Source organism: Streptomyces sp. NPDC058877 (genome assembly GCF_042742855.1).
In the GTDB taxonomy this organism is placed as follows: domain Bacteria; phylum Actinomycetota; class Actinomycetes; order Streptomycetales; family Streptomycetaceae; genus Streptomyces.
In genome coordinates this window covers 24,287-41,007 of sequence record NZ_JBHYMF010000025.1, presented here as the reverse complement: position 1 = coordinate 41,007, position 16,721 = coordinate 24,287, and the positions used below count along the sequence as shown (strand labels likewise).

The 16,721-nt window shown below is 72.0% G+C and carries 15 protein-coding genes; 5 read left to right on the top strand and 10 right to left on the bottom strand.

Translation table 11 applies throughout. The features are described from left to right. Positions 1–21: 21 nt before the first annotated feature. Positions 22–2,103: a SpoIIE family protein phosphatase gene (locus tag ACFW2Y_RS08895; RefSeq protein ID WP_384875592.1), complete on the bottom strand. Its 2,082-nt coding sequence runs from the start codon at positions 2,101–2,103 to the stop codon at positions 22–24. A gap of 49 nt (positions 2,104–2,152) precedes the next feature. Beyond that, positions 2,153–3,385, bottom strand: a complete 1,233-nt coding sequence (locus tag ACFW2Y_RS08890; protein ID WP_384875590.1) for a DUF6777 domain-containing protein — start codon at positions 3,383–3,385, stop codon at positions 2,153–2,155. A gap of 303 nt (positions 3,386–3,688) precedes the next feature. On the opposite strand from ACFW2Y_RS08890, the gene ACFW2Y_RS08885 reads away from it, so the two are divergent. The 3 genes from ACFW2Y_RS08885 to ACFW2Y_RS08875 are packed head-to-tail and all read left to right on the top strand — an operon-like array spanning position 3,689 to position 6,553. Beyond that, positions 3,689–4,555 carry a YndJ family protein gene (locus ACFW2Y_RS08885; protein ID WP_384875637.1) on the top strand — a complete coding sequence of 289 codons (867 nt, stop codon included), beginning with the start codon at positions 3,689–3,691 and terminating at the stop codon, positions 4,553–4,555. Beyond that, positions 4,552–5,103 carry a DUF1990 family protein gene (locus ACFW2Y_RS08880; protein ID WP_384875588.1) on the top strand — a complete coding sequence of 184 codons (552 nt, stop codon included), beginning with the start codon at positions 4,552–4,554 and terminating at the stop codon, positions 5,101–5,103. Before ACFW2Y_RS08885 ends, ACFW2Y_RS08880 begins: the two co-directional genes overlap by 4 nt. A 22-nt stretch (positions 5,104–5,125) precedes the next feature. After that, positions 5,126–6,553, top strand: a complete 1,428-nt coding sequence (locus ACFW2Y_RS08875) for a lipase maturation factor family protein (RefSeq protein WP_384875585.1) — start codon at positions 5,126–5,128, stop codon at positions 6,551–6,553. Positions 6,554–6,608: 55 nt separating this feature from the next. Here ACFW2Y_RS08875 and ACFW2Y_RS08870 read toward each other — a convergent pair whose 3' ends face one another. The 3 genes from ACFW2Y_RS08870 to ACFW2Y_RS08860 form a co-directional block, all read right to left on the bottom strand. Beyond that, the gene (locus ACFW2Y_RS08870) at positions 6,609–6,779 is read right to left on the bottom strand and encodes a hypothetical protein (protein WP_384875582.1); all 171 of its coding nucleotides are present in this window, start codon (positions 6,777–6,779) and stop codon (positions 6,609–6,611) included. A 290-nt stretch (positions 6,780–7,069) separates the two neighbouring features. After that, a complete protein-coding gene (locus ACFW2Y_RS08865) occupies positions 7,070–8,545 on the bottom strand; it encodes an SDR family NAD(P)-dependent oxidoreductase (protein WP_384875579.1) in 1,476 nt (491 codons plus the stop codon). A 60-nt stretch (positions 8,546–8,605) separates the two neighbouring features. Continuing rightward, on the bottom strand, positions 8,606–9,319 hold the full coding sequence (locus ACFW2Y_RS08860) for a (2Fe-2S)-binding protein (protein WP_384875634.1): 714 nt from the start codon (positions 9,317–9,319) through the stop codon (positions 8,606–8,608). 244 nt (positions 9,320–9,563) lie between these two features. Here ACFW2Y_RS08860 and ACFW2Y_RS08855 point away from each other — a divergent pair, with 244 nt between their 5' ends. Then, the gene (locus ACFW2Y_RS08855) at positions 9,564–10,538 is read left to right on the top strand and encodes a DMT family transporter (protein ID WP_384875576.1); all 975 of its coding nucleotides are present in this window, start codon (positions 9,564–9,566) and stop codon (positions 10,536–10,538) included. Here ACFW2Y_RS08855 and ACFW2Y_RS08850 read toward each other — a convergent pair. Both ACFW2Y_RS08850 and panD read right to left on the bottom strand, forming a co-directional pair. Continuing rightward, positions 10,419–11,786 carry a transglycosylase family protein gene (locus tag ACFW2Y_RS08850; protein WP_384875573.1) on the bottom strand — a complete coding sequence of 456 codons (1,368 nt, stop codon included), beginning with the start codon at positions 11,784–11,786 and terminating at the stop codon, positions 10,419–10,421. The two genes, ACFW2Y_RS08855 and ACFW2Y_RS08850, sit on opposite strands and share 120 nt — an antisense overlap. A 404-nt stretch (positions 11,787–12,190) precedes the next feature. Further along, positions 12,191–12,616 (bottom strand): aspartate 1-decarboxylase, encoded by a 426-nt coding sequence (gene panD, locus ACFW2Y_RS08845; protein WP_384875571.1) that lies wholly within the window; start codon positions 12,614–12,616, stop codon positions 12,191–12,193. Positions 12,617–13,113: 497 nt separating this feature from the next. Here panD and ACFW2Y_RS08840 point away from each other — a divergent pair, with 497 nt between their 5' ends. Beyond that, a complete protein-coding gene (locus ACFW2Y_RS08840) occupies positions 13,114–14,493 on the top strand; it encodes a hypothetical protein (protein ID WP_384875568.1) in 1,380 nt (459 codons plus the stop codon). A 285-nt stretch (positions 14,494–14,778) separates the two neighbouring features. On the opposite strand, the gene ACFW2Y_RS08835 is transcribed toward ACFW2Y_RS08840, so the two are convergent. The 3 genes from ACFW2Y_RS08835 to ACFW2Y_RS08825 form a co-directional block, all read right to left on the bottom strand. Then, positions 14,779–15,438: a nucleotidyl transferase AbiEii/AbiGii toxin family protein gene (locus ACFW2Y_RS08835; protein ID WP_384875565.1), complete on the bottom strand. Its 660-nt coding sequence runs from the start codon at positions 15,436–15,438 to the stop codon at positions 14,779–14,781. Beyond that, positions 15,435–15,797 (bottom strand): hypothetical protein, encoded by a 363-nt coding sequence (locus ACFW2Y_RS08830; RefSeq protein ID WP_384875562.1) that lies wholly within the window; start codon positions 15,795–15,797, stop codon positions 15,435–15,437. Before ACFW2Y_RS08830 ends, ACFW2Y_RS08835 begins: the two co-directional genes overlap by 4 nt. 424 nt (positions 15,798–16,221) lie before the next feature. Continuing rightward, entirely contained in the window at positions 16,222–16,380 is a 159-nt protein-coding gene (locus ACFW2Y_RS08825) for a hypothetical protein (protein ID WP_384875559.1), read from the bottom strand. Between the last annotated feature and the right edge of the window lie 341 nt (positions 16,381–16,721).

Below are 16,721 nucleotides of genomic sequence, written 5' to 3'. Positions count from 1 at the left end.
GTTCACGCACGGTTAACATGCTCACTGTTCTACGGTGAACTCGCACCAGACGCACTTGCCGCCGCCCCTCGATTCCACGCCCCATGCATCGGAGAGCTGGTCGACGAGGAACAGTCCCCGACCGGACACGCCCGCCTCTCCCGCCTCCCGGCGCCGGGGCAGTGCGCTGGACCGGTCCTCCACCTCCACACGCAGCCGCCGGGGCGGCCCGGTGAGGATCCGCAGCGTCACGATCGCCCCGCCGTCGGTGTGCATCAGGGCATTGGTCATGAGCTCGTCGGCGACCAGCTCCATCTCGTCCGCGCGATCTCCCGCACCCCAGGCCCGGACGGCTGCCCGAATCATGTGGCGGGCCGAGCTGAGCGCCTCCGGGTCGTTCTGGGCCACGTGCTGCTGGAAGCGTCCCGCGCCCTGGGTGCGGTAGGAGCCGTGACGACGCAGCAGCAGGATCGCGACGTCGTCCTCGCCGCCGCGGTCGACGACCACGTCACAGAGGTGGTCGGCGAGCTGTTGGAGGTCGGCGGGACCGCGTCGCACGAGCGCGGAGAGCCACTGGAGCCCCTCGTCGAGGTCGGCACCGGGCTTCTCCACGAGACCGTCGGTGTAGAGCATCAAGGTCTGCCCCGGGTCGAGCTCCAGGGTGGTCACCGGGTAGTCGAGGCGACCGAACTCGGCGGAGAGGCCGAGCGGCAGCCCGCCCTCCACCGGGGCCCTGCGGCAACCTCCGGCGACGTCCCTGACCAGCGGGTCGACATGACCGGCACGGACCACTTGGACGACGCCGGTGGCGAGGTCGACCTCCGCGTAGGTGCAGGTGGCGAAGCGCTCGGTGTCGAGTTCGTGGAGGAAGACCGATGCCCTGGCCATCACCGTGGCCGGGGGGTGCCCCTCGGCTGCGTAGGCGCGGAGCACGATCCGCAGCTGCCCCATGACGGCGGCCGCGTGGGTGTCGTGGCCCTGGACGTCGCCGATGACGGCGCCGACCCGGCCGCCGGGCAGCGCGATGACGTCGTACCAGTCGCCGCCGACGTCCCGACCGAGGCGGGCCGAGCGGTAGCGGACGGCCGTCTGGGCACCGGGCACCTCGGGGATCTTGCGCGGGAGCATCGCCTGCTGGAGCCCTTCCGCGAGGTCGTGCTCCTGCTCGTAGAGCATGGCCCGCTGGAGGCTCTGGGCGATGCTGCTGCCGAGGGCCACGAGGAGGGTCCGTTCGTCTTCGCTGAAACCGGTCCTGTCGCTGTAGAGCAGGCCGAGCGCACCGATGGGCCGGGCCTGGGCGATCAGCGGCAGATAGGCGGCGGCCGTGACGCCGAGCCCGCTGATGTGGGGCCAGAGCACGGGGAAGGAGTCGGCGAAGTCCCGGGCCGACTCGATGAACCGGGGACGCAGGGTGCGGATGACCTCGCTCATCGGGTACGGCTCGTCCACCCGGGTGAACCGGGTGCCCGGCACGAAGGCGCCCTCGGGGCCCTCCGCGACCAGATGGATCCGACCGGCGTCGAGGAGCCCCATGACGAGGCTCGCGGCGCCGAAGTGTTCCAGCGCGTGCGAGTCGTTGAGCAGGTCGATGACGTCCTGCACGGTGCGGGCGTAGGCCAGGGCGGCCGTGGTGCCCTCGACGACGCCGGCACGCTGGCGGCGCCCCTCGTCGAGGCCGAGCCGGGCGGCGGACTCGCTGAGCTCGTGGGTCGCGTCGCGCAGGATGCCGATGATGCGGACGGGGCGGCCGGTGTCGTCGCGGTGGACGATGCCCTGGGTGTGGGTCCACTGGTGGCGCCCGTCGCGGCGTCGGATCCGGAAGTAGGCGCCGTACTGCTCGTTGCCCTCCTTGAGGGCCTGGGCCACCAGGGTGTCGAGCCGACGGGCCTCGTCGGGCAGCACCCGCACGCTCAGGCTCTCGGGCAGGCCGTCGTAGTCCTCGCGGTCCATGTCGAAGACGTCGAGCGCGGCGTCGTCCATGGCCATCGTGCCGGTGAGCAGGTCCCAGTCGAAGCCGCCCATGCGGAAGGCGGAACCGTAGGCGGCCAGGATGCCGGCCGCCGAGCCGTCCGGTGCACGATGCAGCCGCCCTATCGGCTCCCCGCCCCCGTTGCCCGCGTTCATGGGCCCACGCTAGGCGGAGCGCCGCCCGTGCGCACCAGGGAGATCCGCTTCACCCCTGGAAGGTCTCCGGCTGGTCGGGCATCGGACCGGCCGGGAAGAACTCGGGCGGCAGCTCGCCGTCGGGAACGGGGGGCGGGTCCGCGAACGGGTCGAGGAAGGGATCTGCGTACGGATCTGCGTACGGATCTGCGTACGGATCTGCGTACGGATCGGGGATCGGCGCCGTCGGCACGACGCCGGTGCCACTGGTCCCGGACGGGTCGGGGGCATCGGGGAGCGGGGTCGCGGGGGCGGGCCGCACGGGATCCGGCGAGGTCGGAGCCGGCGGCACGGGGGTCGGGACGGCCGGGGTCGGGACGGCTGGGGTCGGGACGGCCGGGGTCGGGACGGCCGGGTCGGGCGTGCCGGAACCGGTGAGGGCGCACGCATCGGGGGCACAGGACGGCTCCACGGCGGGCTTGCGGTCCACGTCGCCGTCGCTGCCCGTCCGTCGCTCGATCCAGGTGCGGTCCGTGGTGTTGACGATGACCAGGCTGGTGACGACTGCGACGGTCGGCCTGACGACGATCACGCGGTCGGGATCGAAGTCGTCCCACGGATCGCCCTGGTGGATCCCGCTCCGGTCGGCGGACGGACTGCGGAGCGGGTTCCCGCAGGCACAGCGGACGCGCGGGGAGCCGTACTGGTCGACGAGGACCGCCGTACCGGTCTGGAGCACGGCCTGGAAGGCGCTGGCCCGACCCTCGCGGTAACCGTGGTTGGTGACGCGGACGTCGTTGCGCAGGGCGACCGGGGTGAGGCCGCGCAGCCAGCCGGCGACATCGGCCTCGGGGACGCCGGCGGCCTCGGCGAAGGCGCGCGCCTTGGCCGGGTCGGCCGTGAGGAGTTCGATCTGCCGCTTGACGTCACAGCTGCCGATCGCGCGCGTGCCGCCGTAGAGGCCGGGGGTGGAGCCGGTGACCTCGCGGAGCCGCGGCGCCTCGCCCCCGGCCCGTCGCTCGGGGGCGGTCGGCGGAGCGGTGTTCCGGACGGTGGAGGCGGTGAAGGGGTCCGGGCCGTGGGCGCCGAGCGACTGGAGGACGACGTCCTGGGCGGGGGCGGCGCCGGGTTCGCCTCCGGTCTCCCGCTCCTCGGCGGAACACCCCACGAGCAGCAGGGCCGCGAAGAGGGCCGCGAGCCCGGGGCGCACGGTGGCGAGCAGGGACGCGCGGACAGCTTCGGAGGGCCGTCGGGGCCGATCGGTGGGGACCTGCGGCTCGCAGTCGCCCATGCGCCGTCGCACGGGGACGAAGGGGGTTCGCCGGGTCGGGGCGAAGGCGGTTCGCCGTGTTCGGCGGAGGGGTGGGCGCACCTGGTTCTCCCGACTTTCTCTCCCCCGGGCCCGCGCCCGGTTTCGACCAGTGCCTCATGTCTGTCGCAGCGCACGCGGGGTCGCAAGCGGAGGGCGGCCGACCGGGCGGTGACTTGACCCGGCGGGGCGTGGACCGGCAGCCCGGACCAACGACTTGAACACGTTCAAGAAAGCACCTACGCTCATCTTGCTGCTTGAACACGTTCAAGATGGGGGTGGATCCGCATGGCCGCACTGTCGTTCCTGGTGAATCCGGTCGTGATGATCGGCATGTTCTGGGTCGTTCCAACCGGGCTCGCCCTGATCGACGGCCCCGCACCCCCGGGATGGCAGCTGCTCCAGCGCGCCTGGCCGCTGCTCGCCGCCCCCGGTGCGCTCTCGCTCTGGCTGCCCCGCTCCGGGTTCGCGACCGCGCTCGCCGCCGTCTACGCCCTCGCCACCCTGGCCCTCGCCCTCCAGGCACCGGCCCGGCTGATGCTGACCCGTTCCCTCCGAGCCTCCGAGATCGCCGTCCTCACCGCACTGACGGCCCCTTCCGTCGCCGGCCTGGCGCTCGTCGCGGAGCGGGCCTCACATCCGCTCTTCGGCTTCGACCTGGACCTCCTCGCCCTGACCGTTCCGCACTTCCACTTCGCGGGCTTCGCCGCCGCCCTGGTCGCCGGGCTCCTCTGCCGCGCCGCCGACAACCGCACCTCCCGCTTCGCCGCGCTCAGCGTGCCCACCGGCACCCTGCTCGTCCTGCTGGGCTACTTCGTCGACGACTGGGCCGAGCTCGCGGGCGCGGTCGTCCTGACGGCCGGCATGGCAGCGGTCTCCGTACTGACCCTGCGGGAGCGGCACGAGTTCGCCGCCGATCCGCTCACCCGGGGACTCCTCTCCGTCTCCGCACTGGTCCTCGTGGTCACCATGCTGCTGGCGCTCAGCTGGGCGCTCGGCGAGGCCACCGGCCTTCCGCACCTCAGCCTGACCTGGACCGCCGCCACCCACGGCCTGGGAAACGCCCTCGGCTTCGCCGTCTGCGGGCTCCTCGCCCGCCGCCGCCTCACGGACCGCACGTCCCCGTCCCTTCCGCCCCGCACCCGAACGGAGCTCCCAGCATGACCCGCCTGCTCACCGACCTCGCTCACCACGCCCCCCGCCGACCGGTCCTCACCTACCGGGAGGTCGGCGCCACCCGCACCCCCGACGCACTTCCCGAGGGCTACCAGCACCTGCGGCACAGCACGGTCGTCGGGCACGGCAGGGCAGCCTTCGAGACGGCCGGGGCCGCCGTCACCACCTGGCGGATGCACCGGGCCTCCGGGGCCCTCGTCGACGCCGACGCGGACCTCGCCGAACCGGGGGTCCGCCTGACGGTGGCGCTGGGCGCCGGCGGATTGCGGTTGGGCGTGCCCTGCTCGGTGATCTGGACGGCGTACGAGGAGGACCGCATCGGCTTCGCCTACGGCACCCTGGGCGGACACCCGGAATGCGGCGAGGAGTCCTTCATGGTCACCCTCGGGGCCGACGACACGGTCCGCTTCACGGTGACCGCCTTCAGCAGGCCCGCCACCTGGTACACCCGACTCGCCGGCCCCCTGGTGCCACGGCTCCAGCACGCGTACGCACGGCACCTCGGCCGCACCCTGCGGCGCCTCGTCAAGGCGTGACGCGGGGCCGATACTGGAAGCGATGGAGTGGTTCACCGCACCCGACGCCTGGTTGGGCCGGATCGTCTTCCAGCGGGGCCTCGCCGGGCTCTACTGCGTGGCGTTCCTGTCGGCAGCGCTGCAGTTCCGGGCGCTGATCGGAGAACGCGGCATGCTCCCGGTCCCGGAGTACGTGCGCAGGACCCGCCCCCGCCACACCCCCTCGCTCTTCCACTGGCGCTACTCCGACCGCCTCTTCGCGGCCGTCTCCTGGTCCGGCGTCGCCCTCGCACTGGCACTGGTCGCGGGCGCCGGAGACCTCGTGCCGCTGCCGGTGTCGATGCTCCTGTGGCTGGTGCTCTGGGCGCTCTACCTGTCGATCGTGAACGTGGGCCAGACCTGGTACGCCTTCGGCTGGGAATCGCTGCTCCTGGAGACCGGGTTCCTCGCCGTGTTCCTCGGGAACCAGGACACCGGCCCGCCCGTCCTCGTCCTGTTCCTGCTGCGCTGGCTGCTCTTCCGGGTCGAGTTCGGCGCCGGACTCATCAAGATCCGCGGCGACCGCTGCTGGCGGAACCTGACCTGCCTGTACCACCACCACGAGACGCAGCCGATGCCCGGCCCGTTGAGCTGGTTCTTCCACCACCTGCCGCGGCCGTTGCACCGGGTGGAGGCCGCCGCCAACCACGTCGTGCAGCTGCTCGTGCCCTTCCTGCTGTTCACCCCGCAGCCGGTGGCGACGGTGGCGGCCGGTCTGATGGTGGCGACCCAGCTGTGGCTGGTGCTCTCCGGCAACTTCGCCTGGCTGAACTGGCTGACCATCGTGCTGGCGCTCTCGGTCGTGGACGCCTCCGCGCTCGCCGGCGAGCACCCCCGGCCCGGCCCGCCGCTCTGGTACGTGGTCCTGGTGGTCACGGCGACCGCTTTCGTCCTGGCGAGGAGCTACCGCCCGGCCCGCAACCTGCTCTCCCGCCACCAGGCCATGAACCGCTCCTACGACCCGTACCACCTGGTCAACAGCTACGGGGCCTTCGGCACCGTCGGCCGGATCAGGGACGAGATCGTCATCGAGGGCACCGACGAGCCGACACCGCGCCCGGACACGGTGTGGCGGGAGTACGGCTTCCGCGGCAAGCCGGGCGATCCGCGCCGGCTGCCCCGCCAGTTCGCCCCCTACCACCTGCGGCTCGACTGGCTGATGTGGTTCGCCGCGCTCTCCCCCGGCTATGCGCGCGAGTGGTTCGGCCCGTTCGTCGAGCGGCTGCTCGACGGCGACCGGGACACGCTGCGGCTGCTCGCCCACAACCCCTTCCCGGACGCCCCGCCGACGCATGTCCGGGCCCGGCTCTACCGCTACCGGTACACGACGTGGCACGAACTCCGGACGTCCGGTGCCTGGTGGCACCGGACGCTGCTGCGCGAGTACCTCCCGCCGACCCGCCTCCGCGGGGCCCCCGGGAGTTCCCGCTGAACGCACCGAGGTGCCCCGGGCCGAGAAGGGCCGGGACACCGGGATGCAGAGGGGATCAGTCGATGCCGGGCAGGATGTGGGGCTCTGCGAGGTCGTCCTCGTAGCCCGCGAGCCGGATCGGGGCCGCGTGGGCCCAGACTTCGAGGCTGCCCAGCTCGCCGTTCCGTCGCTGCCGGTCGTGGGGTTCGGCCGGTCGCGGTTCCTGCTTCGTCAGTTCGGGTGTCACCGCGCACTCCTTCGTGTCGCGCTACCTGTGGGACAAGTGCCGGTCGGTCGCGGTGGCGCCGTTCGTCGGGCGGGACCGCGGCCTTGGTGGCAGGCCTGTCCCATGGAAGGCCGTGGGGAATGTGTGTCTCCCCGGTGGCCGACCGTGAACATCAGAGTAACCAAATGAGCACCTCTGCGCTCTACCGGGCTCGAAAGTGTGATGCGATCGGGTGAATCGAGCCGAAAGAGCGCCCCACCAGGCCGGTGAGGCGCTCTTGTCGGAACCACGGGAACCGCGGTAAGGCGGTCCTACCAGTTCGCCGGGGAGTAGTCCTTGAGGAAGCAGCCGTAGAGGTCCTCGCCCGCCTCCCCGCGCACGACGGGGTCGTACACCCGGGCCGCGCCGTCGATCAGGTCCAGGGGGGCGTGGAAACCTTCCTCCGCCAGGCGCAGCTTGTCGAAGTGCGGACGCTCGTCGGTGATCCAACCGGTGTCGACCGAGGTCATGAGGATGCCGTCGGTCTCGAACATCTCCTGGCCGCTGGTCCGCGTCACCATGTTCATCGCGGCCTTCGCGGCATTGGTGTTCGGGTGACCGGCGCCCTTGTAGCCGCGGCTGAAGACGCCCTCCATCGCCGACACGTTCACGACGTAGGCACGCCCGCTGGCGGCCTTCTTCGCCGCCTCCGCCATCACCGGCCGCAACTTGCTGATCAGGATGAACGGCGCCGTGTAGTTGCACAGCTGGGTTTCGAGCAGCTCCACCGGGGAGATCTGCTCGATGCTCTGGACCCAGGTGTTGGTCTCGACGACGTCCGGCACCAGTCCGCCCGCGTCGATGGCGGTGCCGTCGAGGTGTCGGGCGATGCTCGCGTTGCCCGCGACCAGCGCGAGGTCCGCCACCTTCTGCGCCTCCAGGCCGCTCACGCCGACGGGCAGCGCGGCCAGGCCGTCGACCGCGCCCGAGTTGAACGCGCCGATCACGTGGTGCGCGGGGAGTTCGCCGGCCGGCAGGGGAGCGGTCTCGCCCTCGACCAGGGCGGCGTACGCCGAGGGCAACCGGCGCACGGTCTGCGTGGCGTTGTTGATGAGGATGTCGAGCGGACCGGCCTCCGCCATCTGGTCGGCCAGCGCCACGGTCTGGGCCGGATCGCGCAGGTCGATGCCGACGACCTCGAGGCGGTGCATCCAGTCCGCGGAATCCTCCATCGCCTTGAAGCGGCGGATGGCGTCCTTGGGGAAGCGGGTGGTGATGGTGGTGTGGGCGCCGTCGCGCAGCAGCCGCAGTGCGATGTACATGCCGATCTTCGCCCGGCCGCCGGTGAGCAGCGCGCGCTTGCCGGTGAGGTCGGCACGCGCCTCCCGCTTGGCCCGGTTCTCCGCCGCGCACTTCTGGCAGAGCTGGTGGTAGAAGTAGTCGACCTCGACGTACCGCGTCTTGCAGACGTAGCAGGAGCGCGGGCGCTGGAGTATGCCGGCGATCCGGCCCTCCTCGGTGACCGAGGTCGGCAGCAGGCCCTCGGTCTCGTCGTCGATGCGCTGGGCGGAACCGGTGGCCGTGGCCTCGGTGACCGCCTTGTCGTTCGCGGTCTTGGCAGCCCGGCGCTCCTGGCGGCGGCGCTGCTTGACCGTCCGGTAGATCCCGGCGGTGGCGCGCCGGACGCGGATCGCGTCCGGGTGGTCGACCTCCAGCTCGTCGAGCTCGTCGAGGACGCTCAGGCAGACGGCCAGGCGCTCGGGGTCGATGCCCGGCCCGTATTCCTGGATTTCTTCGGTCACCGTCATGGCCTTCGGGTTCCTCGTTCGCTCGTGCGTCGCCGTTCGCGGGCTTTCGAAAGGGCAACTTTACGGAGCGGAGGGCCGCGCCTCCAAACCCGTTCGGGGGGCGTGGTCGAAGACACAGTCACCGCACAGCCCGCCGCCCGGGGCGCGGTAGTAGAGGCAGCAGCTGGTCCGGCGCAGCCCGGGTCCGCGGACCGTGCCGGCGAGGTCGGAATGGTCCAGCAGTCCCGAGGCCAGGGCGGCGGCCCGCTCGGCGACCTCCGGCCTGCCCCGGGAGCGCGCCCAGCGGGTCAGTTCGCGCAGCGCCCCGACGAGGGCGGAGCCGGCATTGCCCCAGAGGAGACGGGGCGCGATCCGGCCCTCGCGGTGCAGTGCCGCGTGGAGCGGGACGAGATGGGCCTGCTGGACGGCGGCGCGGAGCTCGTCCACGGTGGCGGGGCGGGTCGCAGAACCGGCCCACCAGAGGTCGTCGGGCGCGGCCAGGGCCCCGTCCCAGAACAGCTCGGCGGGATCGAGGGCGGGAAAGCGGCCGTACAGCGCGGCCGGCCCGAGGGTGACGGACCAGAGCCGGGCCGCGAGCCCGAGGTGGGCGACGGAGGCGCCGACGCGCCGCTCGGCGGCACCGAGCCGGGCGGCGACCCGGTCCACCCGCGCGGTGAGGGGGCCGTCCTCCCCCGCGTACAGGCGGGCGAGCGGCCGGTGCGCACCGCCGGTCTCCGGAGCGGTGGCCCGCAGGGCGAAGAAACCGCCCGGGGCCCCGTCGCCACCCAGTTCCATGCCCATGCCCCCACCCGGCTCCGCGGTCCTGCCCGTCCGGTGCCACCGTAACTTCTCCGAAGTGGCCCCCAGCGCCCCCAGAGGCGCCCCCGAGCGGGCGGAAGGACCGCTTTGCACCCGTTCCGACCTGCGTGGTCGTACACCCCGGGGCGTAGCCGGGGACCACGTACCGCATAAGTGGTACCCGAGAAGACGTCCCCCGGTACGACGACGCGATCGGCCGGAAAGAGAGATCGTGGAAGGTATGAGTCCTCTCATGCTGTCCGTCGTCCTGGCCCTGGCCTCCGCGGTCGCCTACGCGGCCGCGGCGATCGTCCAGGAGCGGGTCGCGGCCTCCGCCGCGGGCCCGCGCTACGCACCGCTGCGCGTCCCGGCCTGGTGGGGGTCCGTCCTCCTCAACGGCGTCGGCGCGACCCTGCACGTCGCCGCCCTGGCGTACGGGCCGCTCAGCCTCATCCAACCGCTGGGCGCCCTGACCATCGTCTTCGCGCTGCCCATGGCCGCGCTGTTCGTCGGCCGCCGGGCCGGTGGGCGGGCCTGGCGCGGGGCCCTCATGGCCACGGTGGGTCTCGCCGGGCTGCTCAGCCTCACCACCGGGCACGGGGCGCGACAGCTGACGGACGGCGACCGGTGGCTGCTCACGGGGGTCGCCTTCGGCACGGTGGCCGTCCTCTTCGCGGCGGCGCACCTGGTGGCCCGCCCGGTGCTGCGCAGCGTCGTGCTCGCGGCGGGCGCGGGCGTCGCCTTCGGCTTCGCCTCGGTCTTCACCAAGGCCGTGGCCGATGCGTGGAAGCCCGCGGCGCCGCTGGCCGAGTGGACCGGCCTCCTCGTGCTGTCCGCGTTCGCCGTGACCGGGCTGCTGCTCTCCCAGGCCTCGTACCGGGGCGCGGGACTGGCCGCCCCGCTGGCCACCGTCACGGTGGTCAACCCGATGGCCGCCGCCGCGGTGGGCGTGACGACGTTCGGCGAGGGCTTCCGCTACGGCACCGCCGGCGGCGTGGCCGCCCTGATCTGCGGTGCGGTCGCCGCCGGCGGCCTCGTCCAGCTCACCCTCGACCGCATGACGGTCGCATCGGACGCCCCGTCGGCGTCATCGTCGTCAGAGGGAGACCCCGCGCGCCCTGAGATAGGCCAGGGGGTCGATGTCGGAGCCGTACCCGGGACCCGTCCGAACCTCGAAGTGGAGGTGCGGTCCCGTGCTGTTGCCGGTCGACCCTGAACGCGCGATGCGCTGGCCGGCCTCCACCCGCTGCCCCTCGCGGACGGTGAGGGCGGAGAGGTGGCCGTACTGGCTGTAGCGGCCGTCGTCGTGGCGCAGGACGATCTGGTAGCCGTACGCCCCGCCCCAGCCGGCGGAGACGATCCGGCCGCCGGCCACGGCCTTGACCGAGGTGCCGGTGGGCACGGGGAAGTCGACTCCGGTGTGGTAGCCGCTGGACCAGGAGGCCCCGCGGGTTCCGTACCGGGTACCGATCGAAGCGGAGACGGGCGCGGAGTAACGGGTCCCGGCAGGTTTGGCCTCGGGACGGGGCGTGGACTTCGCGGACGGCTTGGTGCTGGGCTTCGGGCTCTGTTTGCCTGACTTGGCGCTCGGCGCGGCGGTCTGCCGGGCGCTCGGCCTGGCCGAGGGCTTCGGGGCCGGCTTCGCGGCGGGTGCGGCAGGGGTCTTCGCGTCGGTCCGCTTCACCGGGTCGGCGGCCGGAGGGGCGGTCTTGGGCGCGGTCGCCCCGGCCGTCCGGGACGCCGGGGCGGGCGGCGTGTCCTTCGCGGCCGGCCGCGGCGCCGTGATCCGCAGGGTCAGCCGCTGGCCCGGGTGGATGAGGTCGGGGTCGTCCCCGACGACGGTGCGGTTCGCCGCGTAGAGCCCCTGCCAACCGCCCCGGACGTGCTCGTCGCGGGCGATCGCGGACAGGGAGTCGCCGGGGGTCACCGTGTACATCTCGCGCACGGTGGGCACCGTGGTCGGAGTGGCGCTGCGGGCGGGCTGTTCGGGTAAGGCCCGCTGCCCCGGCAGGGAAGCCGCCCGGACCGCGTTCCCGCCACCGGTCGACCCGGTCGCCGCGGCCCGCCGCTGGGTGGCGTCCGGTGCTCCTCCGTCCCGTGCAAGGCCCGCACGGGAGCCGCAGGACGGCCACGCCCCGGGGCCCTGCCCCTTGAGCACGCGCTCGGCGATCGCGATCTGCTGGTCCTTGGAGGCCAGGTCGGCACGGGGCGCGTAGTGCGTCCCGCCGTACTGCTCCCAGGTTGACTGGCTGAACTGGAGGCCGCCGAAGTAGCCGTTTCCGGTGTTGATGTGCCAGTTGGAAGAGGACTCGCAGGAAGCGACCTTCTCCCACACGTCGAACGAGGCGGCGTGTGCGGTGCCCGCGCCCACCAGCGGCAGCGCCATGCCGGCGCCCCCCGCCGTGACGGTGAGCGAGGCACGGTTGATCCGGCTCGGCTGGTGGCGGCGGTGACGTCCGGCCATGGGCCCCCCTTGAACACGGCAGCAGCCGTCCAAGTTAGGGGCGGCGCACGCTCCGTGACAAGGGTTCCGCGGAACTCACGCCCCTTCCGTCACCTTTCCGTCGACTCCCGGTCACCCGCCGGCGGGCCCGGGCTCGGGCTGGGGTTCGGGTTCCGGCACGGGACCGCCCGGCTGGGGCGCCGGACTCGGACCGGGGTCAGGAGGGACCGGCACCGGGTTCGGCGGGGGCACCGGCGGCGGCGAGGGCACGGGGGGCGGGATGGGCGAAGGGGGCAGGGGATCGGGGTACGGGTGGGTCATCACGGACCTCTCGGTCGGCGGGGTCTCCCCCTCCAGGGTGACCCCACCGCCCCGACGGCGCCCGCCGGGCCCCGGGGCACTCCGCGGCCGGGAGCCCCGACCCCTCAGACCTGGGCGGGCACGGCGTGCGGGGGACGCACCGTGGCGCTGCCGGGGACGGGCGCCGATGCGTCGCTGCCGAGCTCCACGACGCGGTTGTCGCCGTCGACGTGCACGACGCGCGGCACGAACGTCCGCGCCTCCGCGTCCTCGATCTGTGCATAGCTGATGAGGATCACGAGGTCGCCGGGGTGCACCAGGTGCGCGGCGGCACCGTTGATCCCGATGACTCCGGAACCGCGCTCCCCCTCGATGACGTAGGTCTCCAAGCGGGCGCCGTTGTCGATGTCGACGATGTGGACCAGCTCTCCGGGAAGCAGGTCGGCGGCCTCCATCAAATCCGCGTCGACGGTGACCGAACCGACGTAGTGCAGATCCGCCTGGGTGACGGTGGCGCGATGGATCTTGGACTTGAACAGAGTACGCAGCACTTGGGACTCCTCGAAGACGGCTCCCTGCCTGCTTTGTGCAGGTCAAGGGCGGTCCCGACCTTACACCGACACCCCCGTCCGAAGTTTGTGAGGAACATCGCTCCGGTCGGGCTGGACGGCTTCCTACCTGGGCTTTCGCACCACACTGACGCCTGTACGGGCAATCCTTCGGGAACGTCCGACGACCCATGCTGACCGGATGCCGACTTTCCTAACGAGCCATCAGGCATGCAGGAGATCCCTCTGCGCACACGGACGACGTGCGCCCACGCGCCACCGACCTGTCGGGCACCGACATCGCTCTGGTTCATGGCACACGGTCCCTTCGGCCATCCGCCTGTCGGCGCTCGACCGCCCCGCAAGCCGGCTCGCTGGTCTGCCTCCCGCCCGAGCCGAAGTCCAGGTCACGCCCCCCTGCGCACTTGCGTGCGCCGCTCCTCCCTTCCATACGGTCCAGCCGATGGCGAACCGCACTCGCACATCGTGAAGGAGAGCTTTTGAAGCCGACCGAGGAAGTGCTACAGGACCTGACCCAGCCCTCGAACGTCTCCGTCCACTCGGACGACGCGCTCGTCGGGAAGGTGAAGGCCGCCATCGCGGCGGACGACGAGAAGCGCAAGGAGAATGAGGACGAGCCACTCCGCCGGAAGCCCGCCCTCGTCCCGATCCTGCCGACGGAGCTGCCCCGGCAGTTCGAAGTGACCCTCTGGGACGTGCTCCACACCCTCGCCCGGGCCACCGCCCTGTCGTGGCGCGGGGCAGGCCGGGGACTGGCGGAACACTGGGGCGCACTCAAGTACACCCAGGCCCTGACCGGCGGTCGCGACTCCTTCTTCGCCCTCACCGACGAAGGCCACCGCATCGCGGACCACTACAAGTCGCTGCAGTCCGGCGAGCTCGGCGTAGGCTTCGCGCTCACGCTCGCCGAGCACATGCTGGGCAGCCGCTTCCCCGACCACTCGGTGACGATCGTCCCCGCCGACACGGCGTTACGCGCGGGCTGGGCCCTCACCAGCAGGGACAAGGGCGAGAAGGTGAAATACCGCTACCGCCCCCAGTACTTTGCCGAGGTCTGGCGGCCGGGCGAGCCGTCCCTTGCCATCCCCCTCGCGTGCAAGGGCAACCACAGCGACTCCGCTACCTCCGCCGAGCAACTGGCATCCGCCTCGGCCCACGCCGAAGCGGTCCACATCGGCGCGTGGAACGAGACCCCTGGCCTGCTGTTCAGCACGCAGCTCCCGACGGACGGCGGCACGATGACCGTCCACGCCCTCCAGGCACTCGGCAGCGGAGGTCGGCTGTCCCCGGCGGAAGGCCGGGAGGCGAACCTGAACGCCCCGCCATTCCAGGCGAACGTGATGCCGGACATCCACCCGCCGACCGAGGGCCTGGTGACACCGGAGCCCGTACGGGGCTGCCACGTGCGGCCGAAGGACTACGCCTGGTTCCAGGAGTCACTGGCCCACACCACGGCCGCCGGGCTCATGGCCTTCACGGGATCCGGCCACGCGACCGCCCGGCACCTGACCGATCGGCAGGGCCGCAAACGGTTCACCGGCCTCGAGCACGCGGCCAGCATGAGCATCCAGGACGCCGCCCACACTCTCTTCGGCAACGAGTACGTCGGCACGGACCACGTCTTCCGCCTGAACGGGCCTCGCGTCGAGGCGTTCTCCGGCGTGGACGAGGAGGTCTTCCGACTTCTCGCCAGAGGCGACGTCGAGGAATATCGCGCCCTCGTCCACGCGAGCCGCCACGTCCGCCCCCGCCTCGCCTTCGGCAAGGATTGGGGCGGCCCCGTCTCCGTCCACGCCGACGGATCGGTCCTCGCCCTGCGACTGCTGCCGGGGCAGAGCGTAGGCCTCGACCCGCGGTGACGGTGTGGGCGCGGGCGATGCAGCGCATGGCCTCGCCTATCTGCCCAGTAGGTGACTCTGCCGTCCTTCGGGGCCAGGGCAGCACCGGTCCCGAGGAAGTGCTGTTTGACCGTTACCGCAGCCCGGTTTCGCCGTGAGTCCACTGCGGGGTATCGCTCGACAGCCCCACACATCCGCCGTGCAGGGCAGCCCACCGTGGACGGCTCCGAGTCGGAACCTGCTGGCTACACCGCATCCTCTCGTTGCAGCCGCGCTAGAGAGGAGGAGGGCTGCGACGACCGCCTCTCAGGCGTTCTCGTCATGGATCCGCGCGCCCAGATCCTCCGCCCACTCCAGCGCCCACGCCTTGAGCTCTTCGATCTGCCGGGAGGTGAACCCGTACGCGGTGTAGTCCTCATCCTCGTACCAGTCCGCGCCGATCAGCCGGTCCCGGAGGTCTTCGAGGCTGAACTCGTCGTGGGCGCGACGGCGACCCAGGGACTCGAGATCGGCGGTGGAGCGGTGGCGGGAGGCAGCCTGGACATCAATGAGGTCGCGGACGGTGCCGCGGTCGGCTAGGGCACGGACCTTGGTGCCGATCACGTCATCGAGGGAAAGAACGGGGCCGTAGGGGGTCTGGGCTGGTGGGGCCCAGAACGCCTCCTTGAGAACGTCGACCTCGCACTCCTCGCCGGTGTCCGGATCGGTGACGAGGAACCGACCGCTGAGCGGATCGGTCTGGACGTGCGTGGTCCGCCATCCGCGCGCGCTGAGGCCGGCTGTGAGTGAGGCGACGATCTCCTGCATCGGAGCAGGGTTCTCAGTGGCGACGTCGAGGTCGCGGCTGAAGCGTTCGACCAGGCCGTGGGCCTGCACGGCGTATCCGCCGGTGAGGACCAGAGGGTAGGGGGAGCCGATGTCGAGGATGTCGGCGAGGAGACGCTCGTGGAGCGGAGTGAGCTTCACCCGGCGGTCGCGCTGGTCGTAGCGGTGCGGAGCAGCTCGGGGAAGGCGTCCTCCCAGACCTCGCGGATGTGGGGACTGACCAAGCGCCGCAGCACGGGCCACTGCTCGGTGAGCAGCCGGTGGTGCAGGAGGGCCACCAGGTCCTCGCTCAGTCCTTCGGCGAGGACGGTCCGGTAGAGCGTCATGCAGGACTTCGGACGGTCCAGGCTGTAGCTCGTCCGCCCGGACCAGACGATGTGGAGCGGCAGGTCCACGTTGCCCTCGACGGGGCCGACCAGCGCCTGCAAGCGCTCGGGCAGTCGGCTGCGGTAGCGGTCCCGCAGCACCTCGGCGCGGGGTGCGGTGATCGTCGTGTCCATGCATCCAGTATCGCTGCTGGGAGGCGGCGGCATGGCGGATACGGGGCCCTGTCGTACGTACGGGTCGGGCGGCCGCCTGCCCTTCACTCGGACATCTCACCCCGTGGGCGCTTCGCCCATCATGGCCTACACGTGCAGCCCCCGGGTGGTGCGGCAACCGGCTGCCCTGCCGACGGTCGTGTCCCCCGTCGTGGTGTAGCCGATCACGGTCCGTCGCCTCCGCTTCGGAGCCGTCCGGGACGTGCCACTGCGGTCCGTCGTGCGATCACCGCTGGTCCCGGCTCGGCGAGCCCCAACAGGACCGCCGGCGAGGGCGAATCGGGCCACGACCTGCGGATTCCGCCAGCTTGATCGGCTACACCACTCGGCGGGACACCATCCTGCCGCCCCAGGACCAGTCCCGCTTCACGGGCGCGGGTGATCGTCAGCAACAGGTCACGCGGAGGGCCGCCGCGGTGGAGTGGGCTCCGGCTTCGGTCTCGGAGATGGCGACGTTGCCGAGGCCCATGGCGCCGGCGCATTGGACGAGAAGGACACCGGGGCGGGCGAGGTCGCGGTAGCGGCGGAGACATCCGCGGGGCACGCCGCTCAGCCTCGAGGGCGGCCCACTCGCTCAGAGCCCATGCCGCGGACGAGCTGTCGAGTAACGCAGCGAGCGTCCCAAGCGGGAGCCAGGTACCTGTGTCCAGGTCCCCGTCATGGCGGCCACCTGGTCAGCAAGCATCGGACGCTCCCGCGTCCGATGCTGACCGCTTGCTGACCCGAGCGGGGACTATCAAGCCTCTGACCTGCAAAAACACCCAAATGCTAGATCTTGGACTTGAACATGGTCCGTATCATCGAGGCACTCCTGAGCATAGGCTCCCTGCCTGCGTTTTTGCAGGTCAAGGGCTGTTTCCACACCCTGCAACGAGTCGCAAGTCC